This is a genomic window from Serratia ficaria, from assembly GCF_900187015.1.
GTDB classification, from domain to species: domain Bacteria; phylum Pseudomonadota; class Gammaproteobacteria; order Enterobacterales; family Enterobacteriaceae; genus Serratia; species Serratia ficaria.
In genome coordinates this window covers 3,091,803-3,115,441 of record NZ_LT906479.1, presented here as the reverse complement: position 1 = coordinate 3,115,441, position 23,639 = coordinate 3,091,803, and the positions used below count along the sequence as shown (strand labels likewise).

Genomic DNA, 23,639 nt, shown 5'->3' with positions numbered 1-23,639 from the left:
GTGTAGAACCTATCCCATCAGGCTAGACAAACGGCAGGCCACATAAGCCTGTTGGGATAGGTTCGTAAGATGTGTGGTGTGAAGAATGCAGACAATATCCTGCATGTTGCAACTTTGTGCAACCTTGTTAAAACAGGCTGATGAGCGAAGTGTGAGTTCCATCGATTTTTTAACATCGGCCGCTGGCATGGATGTTGCTTTAACGTACGGGCGAAGCGGGTTTTATCACGCGCAATCGGTTTTCCCTGCGCCAAATGAGGGTAATCAGGAGGTGCAACTCGTTTTGCGCGCCAAAAGTGCAACCCTAAGGGCGCCTAAATGTGACGCAGGGTAAACTTTGTGTAACTTTGTTGTTAAATATCTTGTTGGTTAATGAATGGCTCATCTAGGATAGCCAACGGTCAACAATTACGGGCAGAAACTATTTTACCTGCACTATCTATAGGGTAACGCCACGTTCCGGCGTGCCGGCAAGTGAAATGCATCGCGCGCCTGCTCCTTATGCCCACGCCCGGGTGAGGGCAACGGGGGCCTAGCGCGAATAATAATGAAAGTGGAGAATTAAATGATAATGAGCACACCTATGCTGGTGACCTTCCTGGTGTACATTTTCGGGATGGTGCTGATCGGCCTGCTTGCCTACCGGGCAACCAATAACTTCGACGACTACATCCTCGGCGGCCGCAGCCTGGGCAGCGTGGTTACCGCGCTGTCCGCCGGCGCCTCCGACATGAGCGGCTGGTTGCTGATGGGCCTGCCGGGCGCCATCTTCCTGTCCGGCATCTCGGAAAGCTGGATCGCCATCGGCCTGGCCATCGGCGCTTACCTGAACTGGAAGCTGGTGGCGGGGCGGCTGCGCGTGCATACCGAAGCCAACAACAACGCCCTGACGCTGCCGGACTACTTCACCAGCCGTTTTGAAGACAACAGCAAGCTGCTGCGGGTGATCTCGGCCATTGTCATTCTAGTGTTCTTCACCATCTATTGCGCCTCCGGCATCGTCGCCGGCGCCCGTCTGTTCGAAAGCACCTTCGGCATGAGCTATGAAACCGCGCTGTGGGCCGGCGCGGCGGCGACCATCCTGTACACCTTCATCGGCGGTTTCCTGGCGGTCAGCTGGACCGACACCGTGCAGGCCAGCCTGATGATTTTCGCGCTGATCCTGACGCCGGTATTCGTGATATTGGCCGTCGGCGGCATCGACACCTCGATGCTGGTGATCGAGGCGAAAAACCCGGCCAACCTCGATATGCTGAAAGGGCTGAACTTCGTCGCCATCCTGTCGCTGTTGGGCTGGGGCCTGGGCTACTTCGGCCAGCCGCACATCCTGGCGCGTTTCATGGCGGCGGATTCTCACCGCACCATCCGCAGCGCGCGCCGCATCAGCATGACCTGGATGATCCTGTGCCTGGCGGGCACCATCGCCGTCGGCTTCTTCGGCATCGCCTACTTCGCCAATAACCCGGATCAGGCCGGCAACGTGTCGCAGAACGGCGAGCGGGTGTTTATCGAACTGGCGATGCTCCTGTTCAACCCATGGGTAGCGGGCATTCTGCTGTCGGCGATCCTGGCGGCGGTGATGAGCACCCTGAGCTGCCAGCTGCTGGTGTGTTCCAGCGCGATCACCGAAGACCTGTACAAGGCGTTCCTGCGCAAAGGCGCCAGCCAGCGCGAGCTGGTGTGGGTCGGCCGCATCATGGTGCTGGTGGTGGCGCTGATCGCCATCGCGCTGGCGGCCAACCCGGAAAACCGCGTGCTGGGCCTGGTGAGCTACGCCTGGGCCGGTTTCGGCGCGGCCTTCGGTCCGGTGGTGCTGATCTCGGTGATGTGGTCGCGCATGACCCGCAACGGCGCGCTGGCCGGCATGCTGGTCGGCGCGGTGACGGTGATCGTCTGGAAGCAGTACGCCTGGCTGGATCTGTATGAAATCATCCCGGGCTTCCTGTTCGGCTGCATCGCCATCGTGGCGGTGAGCCTGATGGGGCGCCGGCCTTCCGCCACCATGACCGAGCGTTTCGATCGGGCGGAAGCCGAGTTCAAAACCATTTAATCTTGTCCTGCCACCGATCGCAAAGGGCGCTTAAGGCGCCCTTTATCGTTGTTAGTCCGCAGTTTTCCCGCAAGCTCCCGAAACACCTGGCGACATTTGATTAGAAAAAATCACCCTTGCTCCCCTTGTATTTCTACGCGGCAGAATGATAATCACTATCGTTGTGTTTTACTTTTCTTTACATTGGCGCTGCGGCCCATTCCGGGCGCGCAGGCTCGCGGCGGATGCCTTTTCAGGGGTTAATATCTATGTTCGTTCCCTTCCTTATCATGTTCCGTGAGGGCCTGGAGGCCGCGCTGATCGTCAGCCTGATCGCCAGCTACCTGAAACGCACGCAGCGCGGCCAATGGCTCGGCGTTGTGTGGATTGGGGTGATCGTCGCCGCCGCTCTGTGCCTGGCGTTGGGTATCTTCATCAACGAAACCACCGGCGAGTTTCCGCAGAAGCAGCAGGAGCTGTTCGAAGGCATCGTCGCGGTCATCGCGGTATTCATCCTCACCTATATGGTGTTCTGGATGCGCAAGGTCTCCAGGTCGGTCAAGGTGCATCTGGAAGGCGCCATCGACCACGCGCTCAACTCCGGCAAAGGCCAGGGCTGGGCGCTGGTGGCGATGGTGTTTTTCGCCGTGGCGCGCGAAGGGCTGGAGTCGGTGTTCTTCCTGCTGGCGGCCTTTCAGCAGGACGTCGGGATTGAAGCGCCGATCGGCGCCATTCTCGGCCTGGCGGCCGCCATCGTGCTCGGCATGGCTATCTACTGGGGCGGCGTGAAGCTGCACCTGGCCAAATTCTTCAAATGGACCAGCCTGTTTATCCTGTTCGTCGCCGCCGGCCTGGCCGCCGGGGCGATCCGCGCCTTCCATGAGGCCGGGCTGTGGAACCATTTCCAGGATATCGCCTTCGATTTCAGCAACGCCCTGTCCACCCATTCGCTGTTCGGCACGCTGCTGGAGGGCATTTTCGGCTATCAGGAAGCGCCGACGGTGAGTGAAGTGGCGGTCTATTTCCTGTATCTGATCCCAGCGCTGATTTTCTTTTTCCTGCCGCAGCGCGCGGAGCCGACCGCGGCCCCGGCGCAACGTAAAATCAATCATTAATTTTAATAGGGAATCTCGTATGTCTACTCCGTTATTCCGCCGCAAGGCGTTGCACGCAGCATTGCTGGCCCTCCCGGCGTTCGCGCTGAGCCTCGACGCCCTGGCGGCGGACGTGCCGCAGGTGAAGATTACCGTTAACGACAAACGGTGCGAGCCGATGCAGCTGACGGTGCCGGCCGGTAAAACCCAATTTGTGGTGCACAACGCCAGCCAGAAAAACCTCGAATGGGAAATCCTGAAAGGGGTGATGGTGGTGGAAGAGCGTGAGAACATCGCGCCGGGCTTCACCCAGAAAATGACCGCCAACCTGGAGGCGGGCGAGTATGACATGACCTGCGGGCTGCTGAGCAACCCGAAAGGCAAGCTGACCGTCGCCGCCGCGGCCGGCGCCGCCGGCGACGGCAAGCCCGACGCGCTGGATCTGGTCGGCCCGATCGCCGAATACAAGGTCTATGTCACCAAAGAGGTGGATGGGCTGGTGAAGCAGACCAAGCTGTTCACCGATGCGGTCAAGGCCGGCGACGTGGCGCAAGCGCGCAAGCTGTATGCGCCGACGCGCCAACACTATGAGCGCATCGAACCGATCGCCGAACTGTTCTCCGATCTCGACGGCAGCATCGACGCCCGTGAAGACGATTACGAGAAGAAGGCGGAAGATCCCAACTTCACCGGTTTCCACCGCCTGGAGAAAGCGCTGTTCGCCGACAATAGCACCCAAGACATGGGCAAATACGCCGATCGTCTGTACAACGACACCCTCGAGCTGCAAAAACGCGTGACCGATCTGACCTTCCCGCCAAGCAAGGTGGTTGGCGGGGCGGCCGGCCTGATTGAAGAAGTGGCGGCCAGCAAAATCAGCGGTGAGGAAGATCGCTACAGCCGCACCGACCTGTGGGACTTCCAGGCCAACGTCGACGGCGCGCAGAAGATTGTCAACCTGCTGCGCCCGCTGCTGGTCAAGGCCAACAAACCGCTGTTGGACAAGATTGACGCCAACTTCAAGACCGTAGACGGCATTCTGGCGAAGTACAAAACCAAAGACGGTTATGCGTCTTACGAGAAGCTGACCGACGCCGATCGCAACGCGCTGAAAGGGCCGATCACCACGCTGGCGGAAGACTTGTCGCAGCTGCGCGGCGTATTGGGTCTGGACTGAGGCACGCGCTATGAGCAACAAGATCGGCCCGGCTAACGGGCCGCATCCACAGGGCGCGGCCTCGCCGTCGCGCCGCCGCTTGCTGCAGGGGCTGGGCCTCGGCGCGCTGGCGCTGGGCGGCACGCGCCTGGCGCAGGCGGTGGACAAACCGGCAGAGCCGCTGGCGACCCCGCAGGACGAACGCTGGCAGACGCAGCCGTTTTACGGCCGCCATCAGGCTGGCGTGCTGACTCCGCAGCAGGCGGCGATGATGCTGGTGGCTTTCGACGTGCTGGCCACCAACAGGCAGGATCTGGAGCGCCTGTTCCGGCTGCTGACCGATCGCATCGCCTTCCTCACCCGCGGCGGCAGAGCGCCGGAGGTGGATCCCAAGCTGCCGCCGCTCGATTCGGGCATCATGGGGCCGGAGATTTATCCGGACAATCTGACCATCACCGTGTCGGTCGGCACCTCACTGTTCGACGAGCGTTTCGGCCTGCAGGCGCAAAAGCCGCTGCGGCTGCAGAAAATGACCCGCTTCCCCAATGACTCGCTGGACGCCAGCCTGTGTCATGGCGATCTGCTGCTGCAGATTTGCGCCAACACCAACGAGACGGTGATCCACGCGCTGCGCGACATCATCAAGCACTCGCCGGATCTGCTCAGCGTGCGCTGGAAAAGGGAAGGCTTCATTTCCGCCCATGCGGCGCGCAGCAAAGGCAAAGAAACGCCGATCAACCTGCTGGGCTTCAAAGACGGCACCGCCAACCCGAAAACCGACGACCGGGCGCTGATGGATCGCGTGGTGTGGGTCGGCGCCGGCGCCGGTGAACCGGCCTGGGCGGTGGGGGGCAGCTATCAGGCGGCGCGCATCATCCGCTTCCACGTCGAGTTCTGGGACCGCACGCCGCTGCAGGAGCAGCAGACCATTTTCGGCCGGGAAAAACACAGCGGCGCGCCGTTGGGGATGAAGCGCGAACATGACGAGCCGGATTATGAGCGGGATCCTGAAGGCAAGCTGATCCCGATGGACGCGCATATTCGCCTCGCCAACCCGCGCACCGCAGAGAGCCAAAGCAATTTGCTGCTGCGCCGCGGCTACAGTTATTCCATCGGGGTGTCGAACGCCGGCCAGCTGGAGATGGGGCTGCTGTTCGTCTGCTATCAGGCCGATCTGGAGCAAGGTTTCCTGACGGTGCAGAAACGGCTGAACGGCGAGGCGCTCGAGGAGTATATCAAACCGATTGGCGGCGGTTATTTCTTCGTGTTGCCGGGCGTCGAGGACCCGCAGGACTATCTGGCCCGCGGCCTGTTGCAGGCATAGCGGCAAGGCGAAAGGGCGGAGATTTCCGCCCTGTTTTATTGGCGCCGGCTCGCTCAGACAAAAAAAGTTACCCTTTCACGCATAATATTTTCAATTGGCCATTAAAAGTATTAACATTCCGGGAGTTTTGTCCCAAACGGTTCATGTTTCAGCACTTTTAACGGCATATTCCAGATGAAAAGCACCCCTAAAACTGCGCTGGCGGCGACCGTCATCGTTATTCCCGCCCTGTTGCCCGCGTCCTACTGTTTTGCGCAGGACGGCGAAGGCGAACAGAGCATGGTGGTTACGGCTACCCGCAGCGGCCTGTCCGAGCTGGCCACCCCGGCGGCGGTCAGCGTGGTCGACGGCGATCGCATTCGCGAGGCGAGGCCGCAAATCAACCTGTCGGAAAGCCTGGGCGGCGTGCCTGGCCTGCAGGTGCAAAACCGCCAGAACTACGCGCAGGATCTGCAGCTTTCGGTACGCGGCTTCGGCGCTCGCTCGATGTACGGCGTGCGCGGGGTGCGGATTTATGTCGACGGCATCCCCGCCACCATGCCCGACGGGCAGGGGCAAACCTCCAACATCGACCTGAACTCGGTCGAGAAGGTCGAGGTGCTGCGCGGGCCGTTCTCCGCGCTGTACGGCAATGCCTCCGGCGGTATGCTGAACGTCGAAACCGAAACCGGCCGGCAGCCCAACCGTCTTGAGGCGGGCAGTTACTTCGGCAGCTACGGCAGCTGGCGCTACGGCGTCAAGGCCACCGGCGCCACCGGCGACGGCAGCCATGCCGGGGACGTCAACTACAGCATCTCCGGCACCCGCTTCACCACCCGGGGGTTCCGCGACCACAGCGGCGCGCAGAAAAACCTCGGCAACGCCAAGTTGGGCGTGCGAATCGATGACGTCAGCACGCTGACGTTGCTGTTCAACAGCGTAGACATCAATGCCAACGATCCCGGCGGCCTGACCGACGCCGAATGGCGTGACAACCCGCGCCAGGCGCCGCGCGCCGATCGGTTCAATACCCGCAAAAGCACCTCGCAAACCCAGGCCGGGCTGCATTATCAGCGCCAGATGGGCGCCAACGACGACCTGAGCGTGATGATGTACGCCGGCGAGCGTGAAACCACCCAGTACCAATCGATTCCGGTAGCGGTGCAGCAGCGCAGCGCGCAGCACCCGGGCGGGGTGATTGACCTGACGCGCCACTATCAGGGCATCGACACCCGCTGGACGCACCGCGGCGATTTGGCGGCGGTGCCCTATACCCTGACCGGCGGGCTGGATTATGAAACCATGACCGAGCAGCGCAAGGGCTATGAAAACTTTACCCAGTCCGGCGGCGAGACCGAACTGGGCACCCAGGGGGCGCTGCGTCGCAACGAGCGCAACCTGATGTGGAGCCTGGACCCTTATCTGCAAACGTCATGGCAGCTGACGCCGCGCCTGACGCTGGATGCCGGCGTGCGGTTCAGCAGCGTCAACTTCGACTCCAACGACCATTACATCACCGCCGACAACGGTGACGACAGCGGCGGCGCCCGCTACCATCGCTGGCTGCCGGCGGGCTCGCTCAACTATGCGCTGGATAAAGGCTGGAATGTTTATCTCTCCGCCGGCCGCGGTTTCGAAACCCCGACCATCAACGAGCTGTCCTATCGCCCGGGCGATCAGAGCGGGCTTAATTTCGGCCTGCAGCCCGCCACCAGCGATACCGTGGAACTGGGCAGCAAAACCCGCATCGGCAACGGCCTGCTGACCGCGGCGGTGTTCCAGACCGACACGCAGAATGAAATCGTGGTCGACGAAAGCAGCAACGGCCGCACCAGCTACAAAAACGCCGGCCAGACCCGCCGCCGCGGGCTGGAACTGGCGCTGGATCAAGAGTACGCCTACGACTGGAAGCTGCAGCTGGCCTGGACGCTGCTGGACGCCCGCTATCGCGATGACCAGTGCGGCGACAGCCAATGCAGCGCGGCCAACGGCGTATCGGCCGGCAACCGCATGCCGGGCATCGCCCGCAATATGGGCTACGCCTCGCTGGCCTGGTCGCCGCCGGCAGGCTGGTACGCCGGCGCGGAACTGCGCTATATGAGCGATATTCAGGTGAACGACCGCAATACCGAGCAGGCGCCGTCTTATACCACCGTGGGTCTGAATACCGGCTATCGCTATCCGTTAGGCAACTGGCTGTTCAACGTCTTTGGCCGCGTCGATAACCTGTTCGACCGCGACTATGTCGGTTCGGTGATCGTCAACGAAGGCAACGGCCGCTATTACGAACCGGCGCCGGGCCGCAACTGGGGCGGTGGGGTGAGCCTGTCTTACAGCTTCGAGTAAGGGTGAGGGGACCTGCAGGCGCAGGTTTCCCTCGTTTTTCCGATGCTGAATGCAAAAAGTTTGGGCTGAAAAGCAGAATTTAAACTGGCTGAAATTTAATCGGAAACCGGAATGTCATCCGGTAATTTTAATCATAACTATTTGATCTGACAGCGGGATAAAATTTCTGTGGAATGGCGTAACCGGCGTGATATAGTGTTCTTGCGCTGACTGAAAACAGAAAATATTAAATTTTTTTACATTTTAGCAACGCTGCGGGATTGAATGTCATTATACTGTAATCATCTGGCGGTAGTTTTCACAAGGTGCACAGCTTGATGCTGTAAATAACACTGCGGGGATCGCTAATGGTAAAGTCCTTGGTTGGGCTGGAAAGAAAAAATAACATACCTTCCCTGATTTCTCGTTGTAACGAGGGTTCTCTCTCCGACTCTCTTTTCCTGGCAACTCCGCTCTCTTATCGCTACCACCGCCTGTCACGTTTTACTCCACTTTTAATTACGCAACCTGCGTTATCCCGTGAAAAAATGGCGCATCAAACTGCTGCCGGCTATTCACCTGGTCCATTGGCTTTTATTGGCTCGAAGGAGGCCAAAACCTAATACGTGTGTGAAACATAATCGCGCGGCCCGGCCGCTGCGGTAGGTGAAACAAACTGTAAGGTGCCACTATGGGAAGACAGAAAGCAGTGATCAAAGCACGTCGTGAAGCGAAGCGCGTTATTCGTCGTGACGCTCGTAGTCATCGCCAGCTTGAAGAAGAGTCTGTGACCTCGCTGGTACAAATGGGGGGTGTCGAGTCTATCGGCATGGCGCGAGACAAGCGCGATAGCTCACCCATCGAGGCGCGAACCGAAGCTCAGGGTCATTACTTATCAGCCATAGATAATAAGCAGTTGATATTTGCCACCGGCGAAGCCGGCTGCGGCAAAACATTCATCAGCGCCGCCAAAGCGGCGGAAGCGCTAATACATAAAGAGGTGGATCGGATAATAGTCACTCGTCCGGTTCTGCAGGCGGATGAAGACCTCGGTTTCCTGCCTGGGGATATTTCTGAGAAATTCGCCCCTTATTTCCGCCCGGTGTATGACATTCTGGTGCGCCGTTTAGGATCGTCCTTTATGCAATACTGCCTGCGGCCGGAAATCGGCAAGGTAGAGATCGCGCCCTTCGCCTATATGCGCGGGCGCACCTTCGAAAATGCGGTGGTCATTCTGGATGAAGCCCAGAACGTTACCGCCAGCCAGATGAAGATGTTCCTGACCCGCCTGGGTGAGAACGTGACGGTAATCGTCAATGGTGACGTAACCCAGTGCGATTTGCCGCGCGGCGTGAAGTCCGGCCTCAGCGATGCGTTGGAACGCTTCGAAGAGGACGAGATGATCGGCGTCATCCGCTTCGATAAACAGGACTGCGTGCGCTCCGCCCTGTGTCAGCGCACGCTCAACGCTTACAGTTAACCTATCCGCTTAATAAAAAGGTCGCCGCGGCGGCCTTTTTTATCCCCGCCGTCAAATTGCCGATCCGTTTAATCTTTGTGTAAATTAAAGTGGTTTTTTGTATAGATTTTCGTTGAGTCAGCGTTAATGATTAGTGGGTTCCAGATTGGCAGGCAGACGTCGTTTACCGCCAAAAGGACATTTCTGGGGTGTGCGCCGCGCCGGCGCACAGAGCGTTGGGTTCTTTGATGCGATGCAATCATGAAATATATTATCCTGATCTTATTTATTTTATGCGTTGTCTATGTTCATTACCGCGGCCGGATTCGCTATAACTTTTGGCGGCAGCTGTCCGATCATTCCACCTTTACCGCGCCGCTCAACGTCTTTATGTATCTGTTCTCGCGCGCGCCGACCACGCCGTATCTGCAGCCGGAACAATTTCCCGAGCTAAAGGTGCTGCGCGATAACTGGCAAAGCATCCGCGACGAAGGGCAACGGCTGATGGAGATCCGGCAGATCAAAGCGTCGGATCAGTTCAACGACGCGGGCTTCAACTCGTTTTTCAAGACCGGCTGGAAGCGTTTCTATCTGAAATGGTACGAAGACAGCCACCCGTCGGCGATGACCCTGTGCCCGCAAACCACCGCGCTGCTGCGCAGCCTGCCTTCGGTCAAGGCGGCGATGTTCGCCGAACTGCCGGACGGCAGCCGCTTGCCGCGTCACCGCGATCCCTATGCCGGTTCGCTGCGTTATCACCTGGGCCTGATTACGCCGAACGACGATCGCTGCTTTATCGAGGTCGACGGCGAACGTTACAGCTGGCGCGACGGCGAGGGCGTGATGTTTGATGAAACCTACCTGCACTATGCGGAAAACCAGAGCGGGAAAAATCGCTTGATCCTGTTCTGCGATATCGAACGGCCGATGCGTTACCGCTGGGCGCAGGCGGTCAACCATTGGCTGGGGCGCCATCTGATGAGCGCCGCCACCGCGCCGAACGAAGAGGGCGATCGCACCGGCGGCGTCAATAAGCTGTTCAAGTACATCTATGCGATACGCAAGCTGGGCAAGCGGTTGAAGGCGTGGAACCGCACCGGTTATTACATCATTAAATGGATTTTGTTCGGCGGGATCGCCGCGGCGATTTTCTTCTCGGTCTAAAGCAAAAGGGGCGCGGTAAGCGCCCCTTGTTGATCAGGCGAATATCGTCATCATGTAGGCGGCGAACAGCGCCAGGTGGGCGGTGCCGTTCAGCACGTTGGTGCGGCCGGTGGAGAACGACAGCTGGCACAGCAGCAGCACCGTCAGCATCACCACGATATGCGGCGTCTGCAGGCCGAAGATCAGCGTCTGGCCGGTCAGGGTGGCGATGATGGTGACTGCCGGCACCGTCAGGGAAATGGTCGCCAGCACCGAGCCGAAGAACAGGTTCATGGCGCGCTGCACCTGATTGTTCAATACCGCCCGCAGGGCGCCCAGGCCTTCCGGCGACAGGATCAGCAGCGCCACCAGGAAACCGGTGAATTGCGCTGGGGCGTTCACCCTGGTCAGCAACCCTTCCAACGGGTTGGCGTTGAATTTGGTCACCGCGATAACCGCGATCAGGTGAACCACCAGCCAGACGGCGTGCCAGGCGCTGCTGTGCGACGAGGGTTTGCCGTGATGCGGGTCACCGTCGTCATCTTCGTGTTCATAGACGAACAGGCTCTGGTGGGTCTTGGTTTGGATCACCAGAAACACGCCGTACATGGCGGCGGAGATCAGCGCCACCAACAGCGCCTGGCCGGTGCTGAAGTTGCCGCCCGGCAGCGCGCTGGGAAACACCAGCACAATCACCGCCAGCGGGAAGATGGCCATCAGGTATTGTTTGATGCCGCCGAGATTGACGTACTGGGTGGCGAATTTGCGGCCGCCGAGCAACAGCGCAACGCCCACCAGGCCGGCGCTGACGATCATGATAATCGAGTAGAGCGTGTCGCGCATCAGCGCCGGAGCGGCGTCGCCGGTCGCCATCAGCGCCGAGATCAGGCTGACTTCGAGGATCACCACCGACAGGCTGAGGATCAGCGAGCCGTAGGGTTCACCCAGGCGATGCGCCAGCACGTCGGCGTGGCGCACCACGCTGAATGCGCTGCTGAGGATACCGATCAGGGCGATGATGTTGATGCCGACGATCAGCGGGAAGTTGCCGGTGGTGCCCCACAGATTCAACACGATCAGCGCGGCGATGGGAAAAATCAGGGAATACTCGGTGTGGCGGGATTTGGATCGGCCAGGATCGTGTTGCGACTTCATGGGTGTGGTACTCCTTCTCAAACAGCGTGGTCCCGTCATCGCCGGCTGCCGCGAAACGGCAACTCTGCGTATCCAGTAAGTATTTTATAATAGGATACACCCGCAGCGTTGATGTGATGTTGTTTTTAAACTGAGAAAGCAATTGCTTGCTTTATGTGATCAGGGTAACAAAAAAACCGCAAGGGATGCGGTTTTATTTACTTACTTTTACGCAATAACATGATTTTTTCTGGCTAATGGCGAGAAATGTCGTGTTTACTTGCTTATCCCATGGTTAATCAAAGAAAAATTGGCCTCAGTCATCAATGTTGTCCATGATTTCATGCCGCTTATTGTGATAACCCTCTTCATTTAACCCCTCACGCCAATAAGGCACGGCATAAAGGCGATTACGATCGCATTGGCGCTCGCGGCGCAGGTAACGGCGCAGCTCCACCACCAGGCGATCTTCGCCGGCCAGCCAAAAATGGGTTTCCGCCTGCGGCGGCGTCAGGGCGCGGAATTGGCCGATCAGGTCGCCGGTTTTCTCGGTGCCGCCGATGATCCAGCTCAGCTCGACGCCGGCGGGCTTGTGCAGGTCGATGACGTCGGCGGCGCTGTCAACGCGGATGAACGCGTGGCCTGCCGCATGCGCCGGCAAAGCTTCCAGCAGCGCGGCCAGCGCGGGCAGCGAAGAGGGATCGGCGGCCAGGCAGTAGAAATCGGCTTCCGGTAACATCGGTTTGGGGCCGCCGGGGTTGCTGATGCCGATTTTGTCGCCGGCCCTGGCGTTGCGGGCAAACTCAACCGCCGGGCCGTTGTGGTCGTGCAGGGCGAATTCGATGTCGACCTCTTCCTGCTCCGGGCGCACGGCGCGAATAGAATAGGTGCGCACGATCGGGCGCAGCGCATCGGCGGCCCAGCGCGGGCCGTTTTCGGTCAGGGTCGGCAGGTCGGGGCGCTCCTGGCCTGGCTGCGGCAAAAACACCTTGATATGCGCGGCGGCGGCGTTGGCCGGGTAATAGCGTAAGTCGGGCGCGCTGAAGGTGATGCGGCGCAGGTGCGGCGTAATATCTTGAATGGCGCTGACGGCAATCAGGTAGGGGGCGCGTGAGCGAGGGGCTTCGGTAGTCACGGGGATCTCCTTATGTTCGTTTGCCGCGAGTATAACATGTCGTTTGATAATGAGAATTGTTTGCCAATTGAGGCCCGCGGCGGCATCGCCTAAACTTAAGGTTCATTCACCAGCAACGGGAGGAATGTGATGCCGTACCACAGCAGGAGCGCCTTGCCGGACAATGTGAAGCACGTGCTGCCGGAGCATGCGCAGGAAATCTATAAGGAAGCGTTTAACAGCGCCTGGCAGCAGTACCGCGATGCCGATGACCGGCGCGGCGATGACAGCCGCGAGGAAACGGCGCATAAGGTGGCCTGGGCGGCGGTAAAACAAAGCTATCGCAAAGGCGACGATGACCGCTGGCACAAAAAGTAACCCCTTCGACCGGCGCGTTCGCGCGCCGGTGAAATGGCCCGTTCGCCGCGGCAATTAATATTATTGCTGCTCAGTACAAATACTTTTTCACTTTAAAACCCGTTTGAAACTTGATCGCCCATCGAGAAAAGAATAATGTCATTCTTATTAGCAATGGCTAGTGAATTAATAAATTTCCGAACCAATAAATAAAATTGCAAAGGCGCCGTGGTGGCGAGGGCATGCGAGAAATCGTATTCCCGGGAGGATGTAAAGGTGTTAACGCGAGATTTTCTGCAAAAAGCAGACTGCAAAACGGCATTCGGCGCTATCGAGGAGTCATTGTTACTGACGCCGGAACAGCGTGCGGCCTCGTTGGATTGCACGTTATCGCGCCGTCCGGGCAATCGCCCGGTGTGGATATTCGGTTACGGCTCGCTGATGTGGAACCCGGTATTCGAATCCGAAGAGGTGCGGCCCGCCACGCTGCAGGGCTGGCACCGGGCGTTCTGCATGCGGCTGACCGCCGGCCGCGGCACGCTGCATCAGCCGGGGCGCATGCTGGCGCTGAAAGAGGGCGGCCAGACCACCGGCCTGGCGTTTCGCCTGCCGGAGGCCAAGCTGCGTGAAGAGCTGGAGCTGTTGTGGAAGCGCGAAATGGTGACCGGCTGCTATCTGCCGACCTGGTGCGATCTGCGGCTGGCCGACGGCGAAGTGGTCAGCGCGCTGGCGTTCGTCATGAACCCTCAACATCCGCTGTTCGAAGAAGATACCAGTCATCAGGTGATCGCGCCTTTGATCGCCAGCGCCAGCGGGCCGCTGGGCACCAACGCCCAATACCTGTTCGCGCTGGATAACGAACTGAAGAACCACGGCATGCAGGACGACTGCATCGGTGACCTGGTCAGCTATGTGCGGCAATGGCTGCAGCAGAATACCGCCGGCCCGATCGGCGGCGAAGCCACCGCCTGATGTGTTGCGGCGGCCGGGTTTATCCAGGGGCTCAGCGTGCTGAGCCCCTGTCGTTTATATATCTAATGCCTATATTTAATAACTTTATTTTGCAGTACTTATTAATCCCTTTCTTTAGAGTGGGTACTTATCTCGTTAATTCTAAAGCCATTAGATAATTATCAGCCGGAGAAACAGCTAATTCACCGCGGTGAAAAATTCACTTAGCATTAAAATGCATAAGTAAAGGTTATTTCTTATTTGTTCCTGTCCGCCTGACTCCGTATCAATGCAGTTAACGCTATTGCAAGAAAGGAAGACGGGGATGAACTTTCAACAATTAAAAATTATTCGAGAATCGGCGCGCTGCAACTACAACCTGACCGAGGTCGCCAATACCTTATTTACCTCACAGTCTGGCGTCAGCCGCCATATTCGCGAGCTGGAAGAAGAGTTGGGCATTGAGATATTCATCCGGCGCGGAAAACGCCTGTTGGGCATGACCGAGCCGGGCAAGGAGCTGCTGGTGGTGGCGGAGCGCATTCTGAACGACGCCAATAATATTCGCCGGCTGGCGGACGTATTCAGCAGCAACGACTCGGGGCAGCTGCATATCGCCACTACCCACACCCAGGCGCGTTACAGCCTGCCGGGGGTGATCAAGGAATTCCGCGCGCTGTATCCGCGGGTGAGGGTGGTGCTGAATCAGGGCAGCCCGGAGGAGATCGTGTCAATGCTGGCCTCCGGCGAAGCCGACATCGGCATCGCCAGCGAGCGCCTGATGAGCGACGAATCGCTGGCGGCATTTCCTTACTACCGCTGGCATCACACCATTTTGGTGCCGGAAGGGCACGAGCTGACGCGCCAGCCGCAGGTCACGCTGGAGATGCTCAGCACGCTGCCGCTGATCACCTATCGGCAGGGCATCACCGGCCGTTCGAAGCTGGACGCCGCTTTCAAGGCGGCGGGGCTGACGCCCGACATCGCATTGAGCGCGCAGGATTCCGACGTGATTAAAACCTACGTTGAGCTGGGGCTGGGCGTCGGCGTGCTGGCGGACATGTCATACGAAAAAGAGCGCGATCGCGGGCTGGTCAGCCTCAATGCCGAGCACCTGTTCGAACCCAACACCGTATGGTTGGGGCTGAAACGCAGCCAGTTACAGCGTAACTATGCCTGGCAATTTATCCAGCTGTGCAACCCGACGCTGTCGCTGAGCGAAATCAAGGATAAGGTATTCTCTTCCCAGCTGGATGCGGTGATCGACTACCAAATCTAGCTTCAGCACGGCAGGGTCGCCTGCCGTTCGCTCCTCCTCATGCGCAGCTAATAATCAAAACCCCATCTATATACGCAAAAAGAATATCTATAGTTATTTAAGTACCTTCGCCTGCCGATCGCGCTCACATACACTCGCGAAATTACTATAAATTCCATCCGCTTGGAGAGTTTCCGATGAAAGCGTTCGCCCCTTCTTTGCTGTTTTTGGCCGTGGCGGCCAGTGTCAACGCGCAGGCGGCCACCCCGGCCAATACGCTGGTGGTTGCCCAGTCTATCGATGACGTGGTCAGTTTCGACCCGGCCCAGGGATTCGAGTTAACCACGGTGCAGTCGTTCAACAGCCTCTATCAACGCTTGATTCAGTCGGATCCGCAAAACCCGATCGATCTCAAACCGACGTTGGCCGCCAGCTGGCAGGCCGGCAGCGACAACCGCAGCCTGACCTTCAGCCTGCGTCCGGACGCCAAATTCGCCAGCGGCAACCCGCTGCGGCCGGAGGACGTGATTTTCTCGCTATCCCGGGTGGTGAAGCTGAATCTGGAGCCGTCGTTTATCCTGACCCAGCTGGGCTGGAACGCCAAAAACGTCGACCAGCATCTGACCAAGCTGGACGATCACCGCGTCAAAGTGAGCTGGAGCGAGAACGTCAGCCCGGCCTTCGTGCTGAGCCTGCTGTCGGCGCCGGTGTCGTCGATTGTCGACGCCAAAGAAGCGTTGGCGCACCGGCAGGGGGATGACCTGGGCCACCAGTGGCTGAACAGCCACTCCGCCGGCAGCGGCCCCTACAAGATCCGCACCTATGTGCCGCACGAAGTGGTGGTGCTGGACGCCAACCCGGGTTCGCCGGAAGGCGCGCCGACGCTGAAAACCATTCTGATCAAGAACGTGCCGGATCCGGCCGCGCGCCGCCTGCTGGTCGAGCAGGGCGACGCCGACATCGCGCGCAACCTGGGCGCGGACCAGATGGCGGCGCTGAAGGGCAAGCCGGGGGTGAAACCGCTGGCTATCCCGTACGCCTCGCTGTATTACCTGCAGTTCAACGCCAAAGCCTCGCCGGCGCTCGGCAACCCGGCGTTCTGGGAGGCGGCGCGCTGGCTGTTCGATTACAAGGGCATCGCCGACGACCTGCTGAAAGGCCAGTTCCAGAGCCACCAGGCGTTTCTGCCCGAAGGCTATCTCGGCGCGCTGAAAGACCAGCCGTACAGTTTCAACCCGCAAAAGGCCAAAGAGATCCTGGCCAAGGCCGGGTTGAGTAACGTCAGCTTCCGCCTGGACGTCAACAACCAGCCGCCGTACCTGGACATCGCCCAGGCGCTGCAGGCCAGCTTCGCCCAGGGCGGGGTGAAGGTGGAGCTGGTGCCGGGCATCAGTTCGCAGGTGTCGACCAAGGTCAAGACCCTCAACTACGACGCCACCCTGACCTCCTGGGGGCCGGACTACTTCGATCCCAACACCAACGCCGCCGCCTTTGCCTACAACCCGGAAGACGGCAGCAAAACGCTGGCCTGGCGCGCCAACTGGCAGATCCCGGCGCTGAGCAAACTGACGCTGGCCGCCACGGCGGAAAATGACGCCGCCAGGCGGGTCGCCGACTATCAGCAACTGCAAAAAGAGGTGCAGCGCAGCTCGCCGTTCGTCATCGGTCTGCAGGCGCGCAGCCTGATTGCGGTGCGCGACAATCTCAAAGGTTACCAACAGGGCATCAACCCGGACATGGTGTTCTACAGCAAGGTCAGCAAGTAATGGCCCCCGCGTCTTCATCCGCCGCCGGGGCGGCCGGCTGTTCGGCGGTGCGCTGTCGCTGGCGCTGACGTTGCTCGGTCTGCTGCTGTTCACCTTCATGCTCTCGCACCTGGCGCCGATCGATCCGGCGCTGCAGGTGGCGGGCGACCACGCCAGCGAGGCCACCTACGCGCAGGTGCGCCACGATCTGGGGCTGGATCAGCCGCTGCCGGTGCAGTTCTGGCGCTATCTGGCGCATCTGGCGCAGGGCGACATGGGCATTTCGCGCATTACCGCCCAGCCGGTGCTGAGCGACCTGTTGCGCACCTTCCCGGCGACGGTGGAGCTGGCGACCTGTGCGATTATTCTCGGCGCCTTCGGCGGCATTACGCTGGCGTTTCTGGCGGTGCTCAAACCGGGCAGCTGGCTGGACAACGCCGCGCGGCTGTTGTCGTTGATCGGCTATTCGGTGCCGATCTTCTGGCTCAGCCTGCTGGGTTTGCTGCTGTTTTACGCCACGCTGCACTGGTCGGCGGGGCCGGGGCGGCTGGACGACATTTACCTGTACAGCATCGAGCCGCGCAGCGGCTTTGTGCTGATCGACAGCTGGCTGTCCGGCGATCGCGACATGTTCTATAACGCCATCGGCCACCTGTGGCTGCCGGTGGTGGCGCTGGCGCTGCTGTCGATGGCCGGCATAACCCGGCTGCTGCGTGCGGCGATGTTGGAGGAGTGCAACAAGGAGTACGTCACGCTGGCGCGTTCCAAGGGGGCCGGCCGCCTGCGCATTCTGCTGCGGCATGTGTTTCCCAACGTGCTCGGCACGCTGATCACCGTGCTGTCGCTGTCTTACGCCAGCCTGCTGGAGGGCGCGGTGCTGACCGAAACGGTATTCGCCTGGCCGGGCGTGGGGCGTTACCTGACCTCGGCGCTGTTTGCCGCCGACACGCCGGCCATCCTTGGCGCCACCCTGCTGATCGGCGCCTGCTTCGTGCTGCTTAACGCGCTGGCCGATGCCCTGACCTATTTAGTGGACCCGCGAACCCGATGAGCCAATATCTTTCCGAACATGAACCCCAGAGCGAGCCGAGCGCCGGCTATCGCGCCGGCGGCCGACTGACCACGCTGACGCTGGGCGCGGCGCTGGTGGCTGTCCTGATCCTCACCGCGCTGCTGGCCCCGTGGCTGGCGCCTTTCGATCCCAACCTGCAGCACATCGAGCTGCGGCTGTTGCCGCCCTCCGCCGAGCACTGGCTGGGAACCGACGGCTTCGGCCGCGACCTGCTGTCACGGGTCATCTACGGGGCGCGGCCAACGCTGATACTGGTGTCGCTGATCCTGCTGCTGACCATTCCGATCGGCCTGCTGGTGGGCATCAGCGCCGGTTATCTCGGCGGCTGGGTGGAGCGCATCCTGATGCGCGTGACCGACATTTTCCTGTCGCTGCCCAGCCTGGTGATCGCGCTGGCGTTTGTCGCGGTGCTGGGCCCCGGCCTGATGAACGGCGCGCTGGCGCTGGCCCTGACCAGTTGGCCGGCCTTCGCCCGCCAGTCGCGCGCCGAAACGCTGGCGCTGCGCCGCAGCGACTACCTGGCGGCGGCGCGCATGCAAGGCATCGGCGGCCTGCGGCTGATGGGCGGCCACATTCTGCCGCTGTGCCTGCCGAGCGCGGTGGTGCGCGCGGCGTTGAGCCTGGGCGGCATTATATTGTCCGCCGCCGGCCTGGGCTTTCTCGGCATGGGCGTGGCGCCGCCGACCGCCGAATGGGGCTCGATGGTGGCCGAGGGCAGCAAAGTGATTTTCGACCAGTGGTGGGTCGCCGCCGCACCGGGCGGGGCGATCTTGTTCGCCAGCCTGGCCTTTAACCTGCTGGGCGATGGCCTGCGCGATAAAATGGATCCTCGTCATGGGCATTGAAAACCGGCTGTTGACCGTTGAACAACTCTCAATACGGCTACCGGCGCCGCAGCCGGTGGCGCTGGTGAAAAACATCTCTTTCAGCATGGGGCAAGAGCGGCTGGCGCTGGTGGGCGAGTCCGGCTCCGGCAAGTCGCTGACCGCCCGCGCGCTGATGGGGTTGCTGCCCGCGCCGCTGCAGCTGCAGGCGCGGCGTTTGACGCTCGGCGGCGCCGATCTGGCGCGGCTGAACGAACGCCAGTGGAGCCGGCTGCGCGGCGATAAAGTGGCGATGGTGATGCAGGATCCCAAGCATGCGCTGAATCCCAATCAGCCGATTGGTCGCCAGGTCGCGGAGCCTTTGGTGCTGCATGCGCGCCTGAGCCGCGCCGAGCGGCGCGAGAAGGTATTGGACATGCTGGCGGCGGTGGGGTTGCCGGATCCGGCGGCGTTGAGCAAGCGCTACCCGCACCAGCTGTCCGGCGGCATGGGCCAGCGGGTGATGCTGGCCATCGCGCTGATCAACGATCCGCAACTGCTGATTGCCGACGAACCGACGTCGGCGCTCGATCACCAGATGCGCGATCAGGTATTGCAGCTGATTCAAAATTTGGTTGAGCAGCGCAATATGGGGCTGATCCTGATCAGTCACGATCTGCAGCAGGTGGCGCACCACTGCGAACGGGTGCTGGTGATGTACCGGGGGGAATTGCTGGATCAGCTGCCGGCGGACCGGCTGGCGCAGGCGACCCACCCTTATACCCGCACCCTGTGGTCGTGCCGGCCGAGTCGGGAGACCCGCGGCAAACCGCTGCCGGTATTGGATCGCGCCCTGCTGGAGACCCTGAAATGAGCGTCATTGCGCTGGAAAACCTGAGCGTCAGCCACCGCCAGGGCTATGAATTGCGCACCGTGGTGCACGACGTCGACCTGCGGATCGAGCAGGGCGAATGTTTCGGGCTGGTGGGGCCTTCCGGCTGCGGCAAATCATCGCTGCTGTGGGTGCTGGCCGGGCTGAACGACAGCTGGCAGGGCGGGTTTGAGCTGCTGGGGCGGCAACTGCAGCCGGGGCGGCCGTTTACCGGCGCGCTGCGGCGCGAGGTGCAAATGGTGTTCCAGGACCCTTACGCTTCGCTGCACCCCAAGCATCGGCTGTTGCGTACGCTGGCGGAGCCGCTGAAGCTGCTGAAGGAACGCGATATCGAACGCAAAATCGGCGAGGGCTTTCGCCAGGTCGGGCTGGATCCGCGCCTGCTGGAGCGCTACCCGCATCAGCTGTCCGGCGGCCAGCGCCAGCGGGTGGCTATTGTGCGCGCCCTGTTGCTGAAGCCGAAGCTGTTGCTGCTGGACGAACCGACTTCGGCGCTGGACATGTCGGTGCAGGCGGAGATCCTCAACCTGCTTAACGAGCTGAAGCAGGCGGGGGATCTGACCCTGATCCTGGTCAGCCACGATGCCGATGTGATCGATCACATGTGCGATCGTTCGGTGGCGATGGCGCATGGCCGCATACTGCGCTGAGGCGCTTTCACCCGCCGCGTCCTGCGGCGGGTATATTCATCTGCGTAATAAATAAAGCAATTTATAGTGGTTCTTCTGCTAACGCTCGCCTCATACACTCGAAAAATAGCGCAACCGCGTGATTCTGGAGAGTGCATCGATGAAAAGGCTAATCCCAACCCTGCTGTGCAGCCTGCTGTGCAGCCTGCTGGCGGCCAGCCTCGGCGCGCAGGCCGCTACGCCAAAGGATACGCTGGTGGTGGCCGGCTCGCTGGAAGGCATTATCAGCCTCGATCCGGCCGAAAGCTTCGAAACCGTCAGCTCGGCCAACCTGGTCAACCTGTATCAGCGCCTGTTGGCGCCGGATCGCGCTGCGCCGCAAACGCTGGCGCCGGATGCGGCCGGCAGCTGGCAGGCGGGGGCGGACGGCCACAGCCTGATTTTCACCCTGAAAGCTGACCAGCGCTTTGCCTCCGGCAATCCGCTGCGCCCCGAAGACGTCATTTTCTCGCTGGCGCGCGCGGTGAAGCTGAACAAGGCGCCGTCGTTCATCCTCGGCGAGTTTGGCTGGACGCCGGCCAACGTGGAAAGCCAGCTGAAAAAACTGGGGGACAACCAGCTGCAGCTAAGCTGGCCGGCGAATATCGGCAGCGAACTGGCGCTGCGGCTGCTGACCGCGCCGGTGGCCTCGATCGTCGATGAAAAGTTGCTGAGCGAGCATGCGCAGCAAGGCGACTACGGCAACGGCTGGCTGCGCAACCATTCCGCCGGCAGCGGCCCCTACCGCGTCAGCAACTATGTGCCGCACGAGGTGCTGTTGCTCAGCCGCAACGATCGCGCACAGCCGCGGGCGAAGCTGAAGACGGTGCTGCTGAAGAACGTCAGCGACGCCGGCACCCGCAGGTTGCTGCTGCTGAAAGGCGATGCCGACGTGGCCTACGATCTGGGCGCCGATCAGTTCGAATCGCTGCGCAAGGCGCGGGGCGTGCGCATCGAGCAACAGGACTCGCCCAAGGTGTATTATCTCGGCTTCAATACCGGCAGCAAGCAGAACCCGGCGCTGGGCAAGCCGGCGCTATGGCAGGCGGCGCGTTGGCTGGTGGACTATCAGGCGATCGCCGATCGGCTGCTGAAGGGGCAATACCGGGTGCATCAGGCCTTCTTGCCGCAGGGGCTGGACGGCGCCATCGCCGATCAACCCTTTAAGCTTGATGTGGCAAAGGCCAAACGGATCCTGCATGACGCCGGCATTGCCGAAGGCACCCGCCTCGATCTGATCGTCATCAACCAGCCGCCGTACACCGATATCGCGCAGGCGCTGCAGGCCAGCTTCGCCAAAGCCGGGCTGCAGCTGGATATTCATCCGGTGGTGGAAAGCGACCTGTGGGGCAGGATGCGCAGCCGGGATTTCCAGGCGATCTTCACCTACTGGGGCGCCGACTACCTGGACCCCAACACCAACGCCAGCGCCTTCGCCTACAACGTGCCGAACGGGCCGAAAACCCTGGCCTGGCGCACCCAATGGACGATACCGGCGATCAGCGCCGAAACCCGCGCGGCGGCGGCGGAGGGCGACGCCGCCAAACGCAGCGCGCGCTATGGCGTGCTGCAGCGTGAACTGCAGGCCAGCTCGCCTTATGTGGTGGCGCTGCAGGGGCAAACGCTGGTGGCGCTGCGCGACAACGTCAGGGACGCCAGGGTGGATATCGCCAACAGCATGCTGTATCTGGACAAGGTGAGTAAATAAGGCACGGCACGGCTTTTGCAGGATCCGTTCATTTACCGCAACGGGGATCCTCATGAGCCGCACTAGCGCCTTTCCGCCGAGCGCCGGCGATTTTTTGCTGGCGTCCAAACGCTGTGAAATTACCGTACTGCAACAGCTGCTGCAGATGGGGCAACTGGTCGGCCGGGTGAGCCAACTGATCCATGTGCTGCAGCGCGAACGCGGCAGCGTCAATATCTACCTGTGTTCGCAGGGCGCGATGTTCGGCGAGCGGCTGGCCGGCCGGGCGCAGGAGGTGGAACAGGCGGAGCTGGCGGTGCAGCGTCTGTTGGCGCAGCTCGACGCCGCCAGTACGCCGCTGGCCGGCGCCAGTCGGTTGTTCAATCGCATCGCCTGCGCGCTGCACCATCTCACCGCGCTGCCGGCGCTGCGCCCGCAGGTGCGGCAGCGGCAGATTTCACAGCCGGCGGCGATGAGCACCTTCAACAACATCATTCACAGCCTGCTGGCGCTGGTGTTCGAGGCGGCGGATGCCTGCGTTGAGCCGGCGATGGCGCGGGCGCTGATCGCCATGTTCAGCTTTATGCAAGGCAAGGAGCTGGCCGGGCAAGAGCGGGCGATCGGCGCGGCGGGGTTTGCGTCGATGCGCTTCAGCGAACAGGACCAGCAGCGGCTGCTGGCGTTGATCGAGGGGCAAGAGCGTTGTTTCGACACCTTTCGCGACTTTGCCGACGCCGCGACGCTGGCGCAGTGGGCGCGGATGCAGCGGCAGGACCCGCGCGAGTTCGAACGGCTGCGGCGTATCGCCTGCACCCAGCGGCAGCTGAGCGATCCGCTCGACACCAGCCTGCGTTGGTTCGACATCACCAGCGCGCGCATTGACCTGATGAAACAGATTGAAGATCGGCTGGAGGAGGCGCTGATGGCCGGCTGTCGCCGCAGCCTGGATGAAGCGCAGCGCGCGCTGGCGCAGGATCACGCCGCCTGGGCGCCGCCGCCGGCGCAGGACAGCTACGCGGTATTCGTCGCCGCCCCTGCGGGCGATGCCGCCCCGCTGCTGGGGGAAGGCATCAATCCGTACCTCGGGCGTTCGATGATGGAGATGATCCGCCAGCAGTCGCAGCGGCTGCAAGCGCTGTCGGCGGAGCTGGCCAGCGCGCACGCCACCCTGCACGAGCGTAAACAGGTTGAACGGGCCAAAGGGCTGCTGATGCAGCACCGCGGCCTGACGGAACAACAGGCGCATGGCCTGCTGCGCAAGATGGCGATGAACCAGAACCGGCGCTTGATCGACATCGCCGAGGCGATGCTGGCGGTGGCCGATATTTTGCCGCAGGCGGAAGATACTCCCTAAGGAGTATATGCACACACTCAGTGCAGTTTCTGCCTTGCGGTTGTGCAAGCGGGGCCGGCAGATGGCGGGCCGCCGCGCGCAACCGCGGGAAAATA

At 61.0% G+C, this 23,639-nt stretch carries 20 protein-coding genes; 18 read left to right on the top strand and 2 right to left on the bottom strand.

The genetic code is table 11. The features are described 5' to 3' along the window. Positions 1-565 precede the first annotated feature (565 nt). From putP to lpxO, 8 genes are all read left to right on the top strand, one after another. Positions 566-2,050 (top strand): sodium/proline symporter PutP, encoded by a 1,485-nt coding sequence (gene putP, locus CKW09_RS14735; protein ID WP_061794665.1) that lies wholly within the window; start codon positions 566-568, stop codon positions 2,048-2,050. 248 nt (positions 2,051-2,298) lie between these two features. Next, a complete protein-coding gene (gene efeU, locus CKW09_RS14730; RefSeq protein WP_061794664.1) occupies positions 2,299-3,144 on the top strand; it encodes an iron uptake transporter permease EfeU in 846 nt (281 codons plus the stop codon). A 19-nt stretch (positions 3,145-3,163) separates the two neighbouring features. Further along, positions 3,164-4,300, top strand: coding sequence for an iron uptake system protein EfeO (gene efeO / locus CKW09_RS14725; RefSeq protein WP_061794663.1), 1,137 nt, complete (start codon positions 3,164-3,166; stop codon positions 4,298-4,300). Between the two features lie 10 nt (positions 4,301-4,310). Continuing rightward, positions 4,311-5,603, top strand: a complete 1,293-nt coding sequence (efeB, locus tag CKW09_RS14720) for an iron uptake transporter deferrochelatase/peroxidase subunit (RefSeq protein WP_061794662.1) — start codon at positions 4,311-4,313, stop codon at positions 5,601-5,603. 174 nt (positions 5,604-5,777) lie between these two features. After that, positions 5,778-7,928: a TonB-dependent receptor PqqU gene (gene pqqU, locus CKW09_RS14715; RefSeq protein ID WP_061794661.1), complete on the top strand. Its 2,151-nt coding sequence runs from the start codon at positions 5,778-5,780 to the stop codon at positions 7,926-7,928. Between the two features lie 347 nt (positions 7,929-8,275). Then, positions 8,276-8,530, top strand: coding sequence for a hypothetical protein (locus CKW09_RS24575; protein WP_145957252.1), 255 nt, complete (start codon positions 8,276-8,278; stop codon positions 8,528-8,530). Between the two features lie 68 nt (positions 8,531-8,598). Beyond that, positions 8,599-9,387, top strand: a complete 789-nt coding sequence (phoH, locus tag CKW09_RS14710; RefSeq protein ID WP_061794660.1) for a phosphate starvation-inducible protein PhoH — start codon at positions 8,599-8,601, stop codon at positions 9,385-9,387. Between the two features lie 240 nt (positions 9,388-9,627). Continuing rightward, complete coding sequence (gene lpxO / locus CKW09_RS14705; RefSeq protein WP_061794659.1) at positions 9,628-10,530, top strand: lipid A hydroxylase LpxO; 903 nt, start codon at positions 9,628-9,630, stop codon at positions 10,528-10,530. 33 nt (positions 10,531-10,563) lie between these two features. On the opposite strand, the gene chaA is transcribed toward lpxO, so the two are convergent. Next, a complete protein-coding gene (chaA, locus tag CKW09_RS14700; protein ID WP_061794658.1) occupies positions 10,564-11,664 on the bottom strand; it encodes a sodium-potassium/proton antiporter ChaA in 1,101 nt (366 codons plus the stop codon). A 295-nt stretch (positions 11,665-11,959) separates the two neighbouring features. Further along, the gene (locus tag CKW09_RS14695; protein WP_095097975.1) at positions 11,960-12,778 is read right to left on the bottom strand and encodes a siderophore-interacting protein; all 819 of its coding nucleotides are present in this window, start codon (positions 12,776-12,778) and stop codon (positions 11,960-11,962) included. A gap of 129 nt (positions 12,779-12,907) precedes the next feature. Here CKW09_RS14695 and chaB point away from each other — a divergent pair, with 129 nt between their 5' ends. The 10 genes from chaB (at position 12,908) to CKW09_RS14645 (ending at position 23,544) form a co-directional block, all read left to right on the top strand. Beyond that, positions 12,908-13,135, top strand: coding sequence for a putative cation transport regulator ChaB (chaB, locus tag CKW09_RS14690; protein WP_061794656.1), 228 nt, complete (start codon positions 12,908-12,910; stop codon positions 13,133-13,135). A 255-nt stretch (positions 13,136-13,390) separates the two neighbouring features. Continuing rightward, positions 13,391-14,086, top strand: coding sequence for a gamma-glutamylcyclotransferase (locus CKW09_RS14685; protein ID WP_061794655.1), 696 nt, complete (start codon positions 13,391-13,393; stop codon positions 14,084-14,086). A 304-nt stretch (positions 14,087-14,390) separates the two neighbouring features. Then, positions 14,391-15,344 (top strand): HTH-type transcriptional regulator Cbl, encoded by a 954-nt coding sequence (gene cbl, locus CKW09_RS14680; RefSeq protein WP_061794654.1) that lies wholly within the window; start codon positions 14,391-14,393, stop codon positions 15,342-15,344. A gap of 176 nt (positions 15,345-15,520) precedes the next feature. Next, a complete protein-coding gene (locus CKW09_RS14675) occupies positions 15,521-17,089 on the top strand; it encodes an ABC transporter substrate-binding protein (RefSeq protein WP_095097972.1) in 1,569 nt (522 codons plus the stop codon). A 16-nt stretch (positions 17,090-17,105) separates the two neighbouring features. Continuing rightward, positions 17,106-18,119 (top strand): ABC transporter permease, encoded by a 1,014-nt coding sequence (locus CKW09_RS14670; protein ID WP_095100167.1) that lies wholly within the window; start codon positions 17,106-17,108, stop codon positions 18,117-18,119. Next, on the top strand, positions 18,116-18,985 hold the full coding sequence (locus CKW09_RS14665; RefSeq protein WP_061794651.1) for an ABC transporter permease: 870 nt from the start codon (positions 18,116-18,118) through the stop codon (positions 18,983-18,985). The genes CKW09_RS14670 and CKW09_RS14665 overlap by 4 nt, the downstream gene beginning before the upstream one ends. Continuing rightward, a complete protein-coding gene (locus tag CKW09_RS14660; protein WP_061794650.1) occupies positions 18,975-19,817 on the top strand; it encodes an ABC transporter ATP-binding protein in 843 nt (280 codons plus the stop codon). Before CKW09_RS14665 ends, CKW09_RS14660 begins: the two co-directional genes overlap by 11 nt. After that, entirely contained in the window at positions 19,814-20,485 is a 672-nt protein-coding gene (locus CKW09_RS14655; RefSeq protein ID WP_095097969.1) for an ABC transporter ATP-binding protein, read from the top strand. Before CKW09_RS14660 ends, CKW09_RS14655 begins: the two co-directional genes overlap by 4 nt. A gap of 139 nt (positions 20,486-20,624) precedes the next feature. After that, entirely contained in the window at positions 20,625-22,211 is a 1,587-nt protein-coding gene (locus CKW09_RS14650; RefSeq protein WP_095097966.1) for an ABC transporter substrate-binding protein, read from the top strand. Positions 22,212-22,263: 52 nt separating this feature from the next. Beyond that, positions 22,264-23,544 (top strand): nitrate regulatory protein, encoded by a 1,281-nt coding sequence (locus tag CKW09_RS14645; protein WP_095097963.1) that lies wholly within the window; start codon positions 22,264-22,266, stop codon positions 23,542-23,544. Positions 23,545-23,639: the final 95 nt, after the last annotated feature.

Excerpts from the sequence above, each read along its gene's own strand:
- putP (WP_061794665.1), top strand. The coding sequence starts at position 566 with ATGATAATGAGCACACCTATGCTGGTGACCTTCCTGGTGTACATTTTC.
- CKW09_RS14645 (WP_095097963.1), top strand. The coding sequence starts at position 22,264 with ATGAGCCGCACTAGCGCCTTTCCGCCGAGCGCCGGCGATTTTTTGCTG.
- phoH (WP_061794660.1), top strand. The coding sequence starts at position 8,599 with ATGGGAAGACAGAAAGCAGTGATCAAAGCACGTCGTGAAGCGAAGCGC.
- efeU (WP_061794664.1), top strand. The coding sequence starts at position 2,299 with ATGTTCGTTCCCTTCCTTATCATGTTCCGTGAGGGCCTGGAGGCCGCG.
- CKW09_RS14660 (WP_061794650.1), top strand. The coding sequence starts at position 18,975 with ATGGGCATTGAAAACCGGCTGTTGACCGTTGAACAACTCTCAATACGG.
- efeB (WP_061794662.1), top strand. The coding sequence starts at position 4,311 with ATGAGCAACAAGATCGGCCCGGCTAACGGGCCGCATCCACAGGGCGCG.
- CKW09_RS14655 (WP_095097969.1), top strand. The coding sequence starts at position 19,814 with ATGAGCGTCATTGCGCTGGAAAACCTGAGCGTCAGCCACCGCCAGGGC.
- cbl (WP_061794654.1), top strand. The coding sequence starts at position 14,391 with ATGAACTTTCAACAATTAAAAATTATTCGAGAATCGGCGCGCTGCAAC.
- lpxO (WP_061794659.1), top strand. The coding sequence starts at position 9,628 with ATGAAATATATTATCCTGATCTTATTTATTTTATGCGTTGTCTATGTT.
- pqqU (WP_061794661.1), top strand. The coding sequence starts at position 5,778 with ATGAAAAGCACCCCTAAAACTGCGCTGGCGGCGACCGTCATCGTTATT.
- CKW09_RS14650 (WP_095097966.1), top strand. The coding sequence starts at position 20,625 with ATGAAAAGGCTAATCCCAACCCTGCTGTGCAGCCTGCTGTGCAGCCTG.
- CKW09_RS14675 (WP_095097972.1), top strand. The coding sequence starts at position 15,521 with ATGAAAGCGTTCGCCCCTTCTTTGCTGTTTTTGGCCGTGGCGGCCAGT.
- chaB (WP_061794656.1), top strand. The coding sequence starts at position 12,908 with ATGCCGTACCACAGCAGGAGCGCCTTGCCGGACAATGTGAAGCACGTG.
- chaA (WP_061794658.1), bottom strand. The coding sequence starts at position 11,664 with ATGAAGTCGCAACACGATCCTGGCCGATCCAAATCCCGCCACACCGAG.
- CKW09_RS24575 (WP_145957252.1), top strand. The coding sequence starts at position 8,276 with ATGGTAAAGTCCTTGGTTGGGCTGGAAAGAAAAAATAACATACCTTCC.
- CKW09_RS14665 (WP_061794651.1), top strand. The coding sequence starts at position 18,116 with ATGAGCCAATATCTTTCCGAACATGAACCCCAGAGCGAGCCGAGCGCC.
- efeO (WP_061794663.1), top strand. The coding sequence starts at position 3,164 with ATGTCTACTCCGTTATTCCGCCGCAAGGCGTTGCACGCAGCATTGCTG.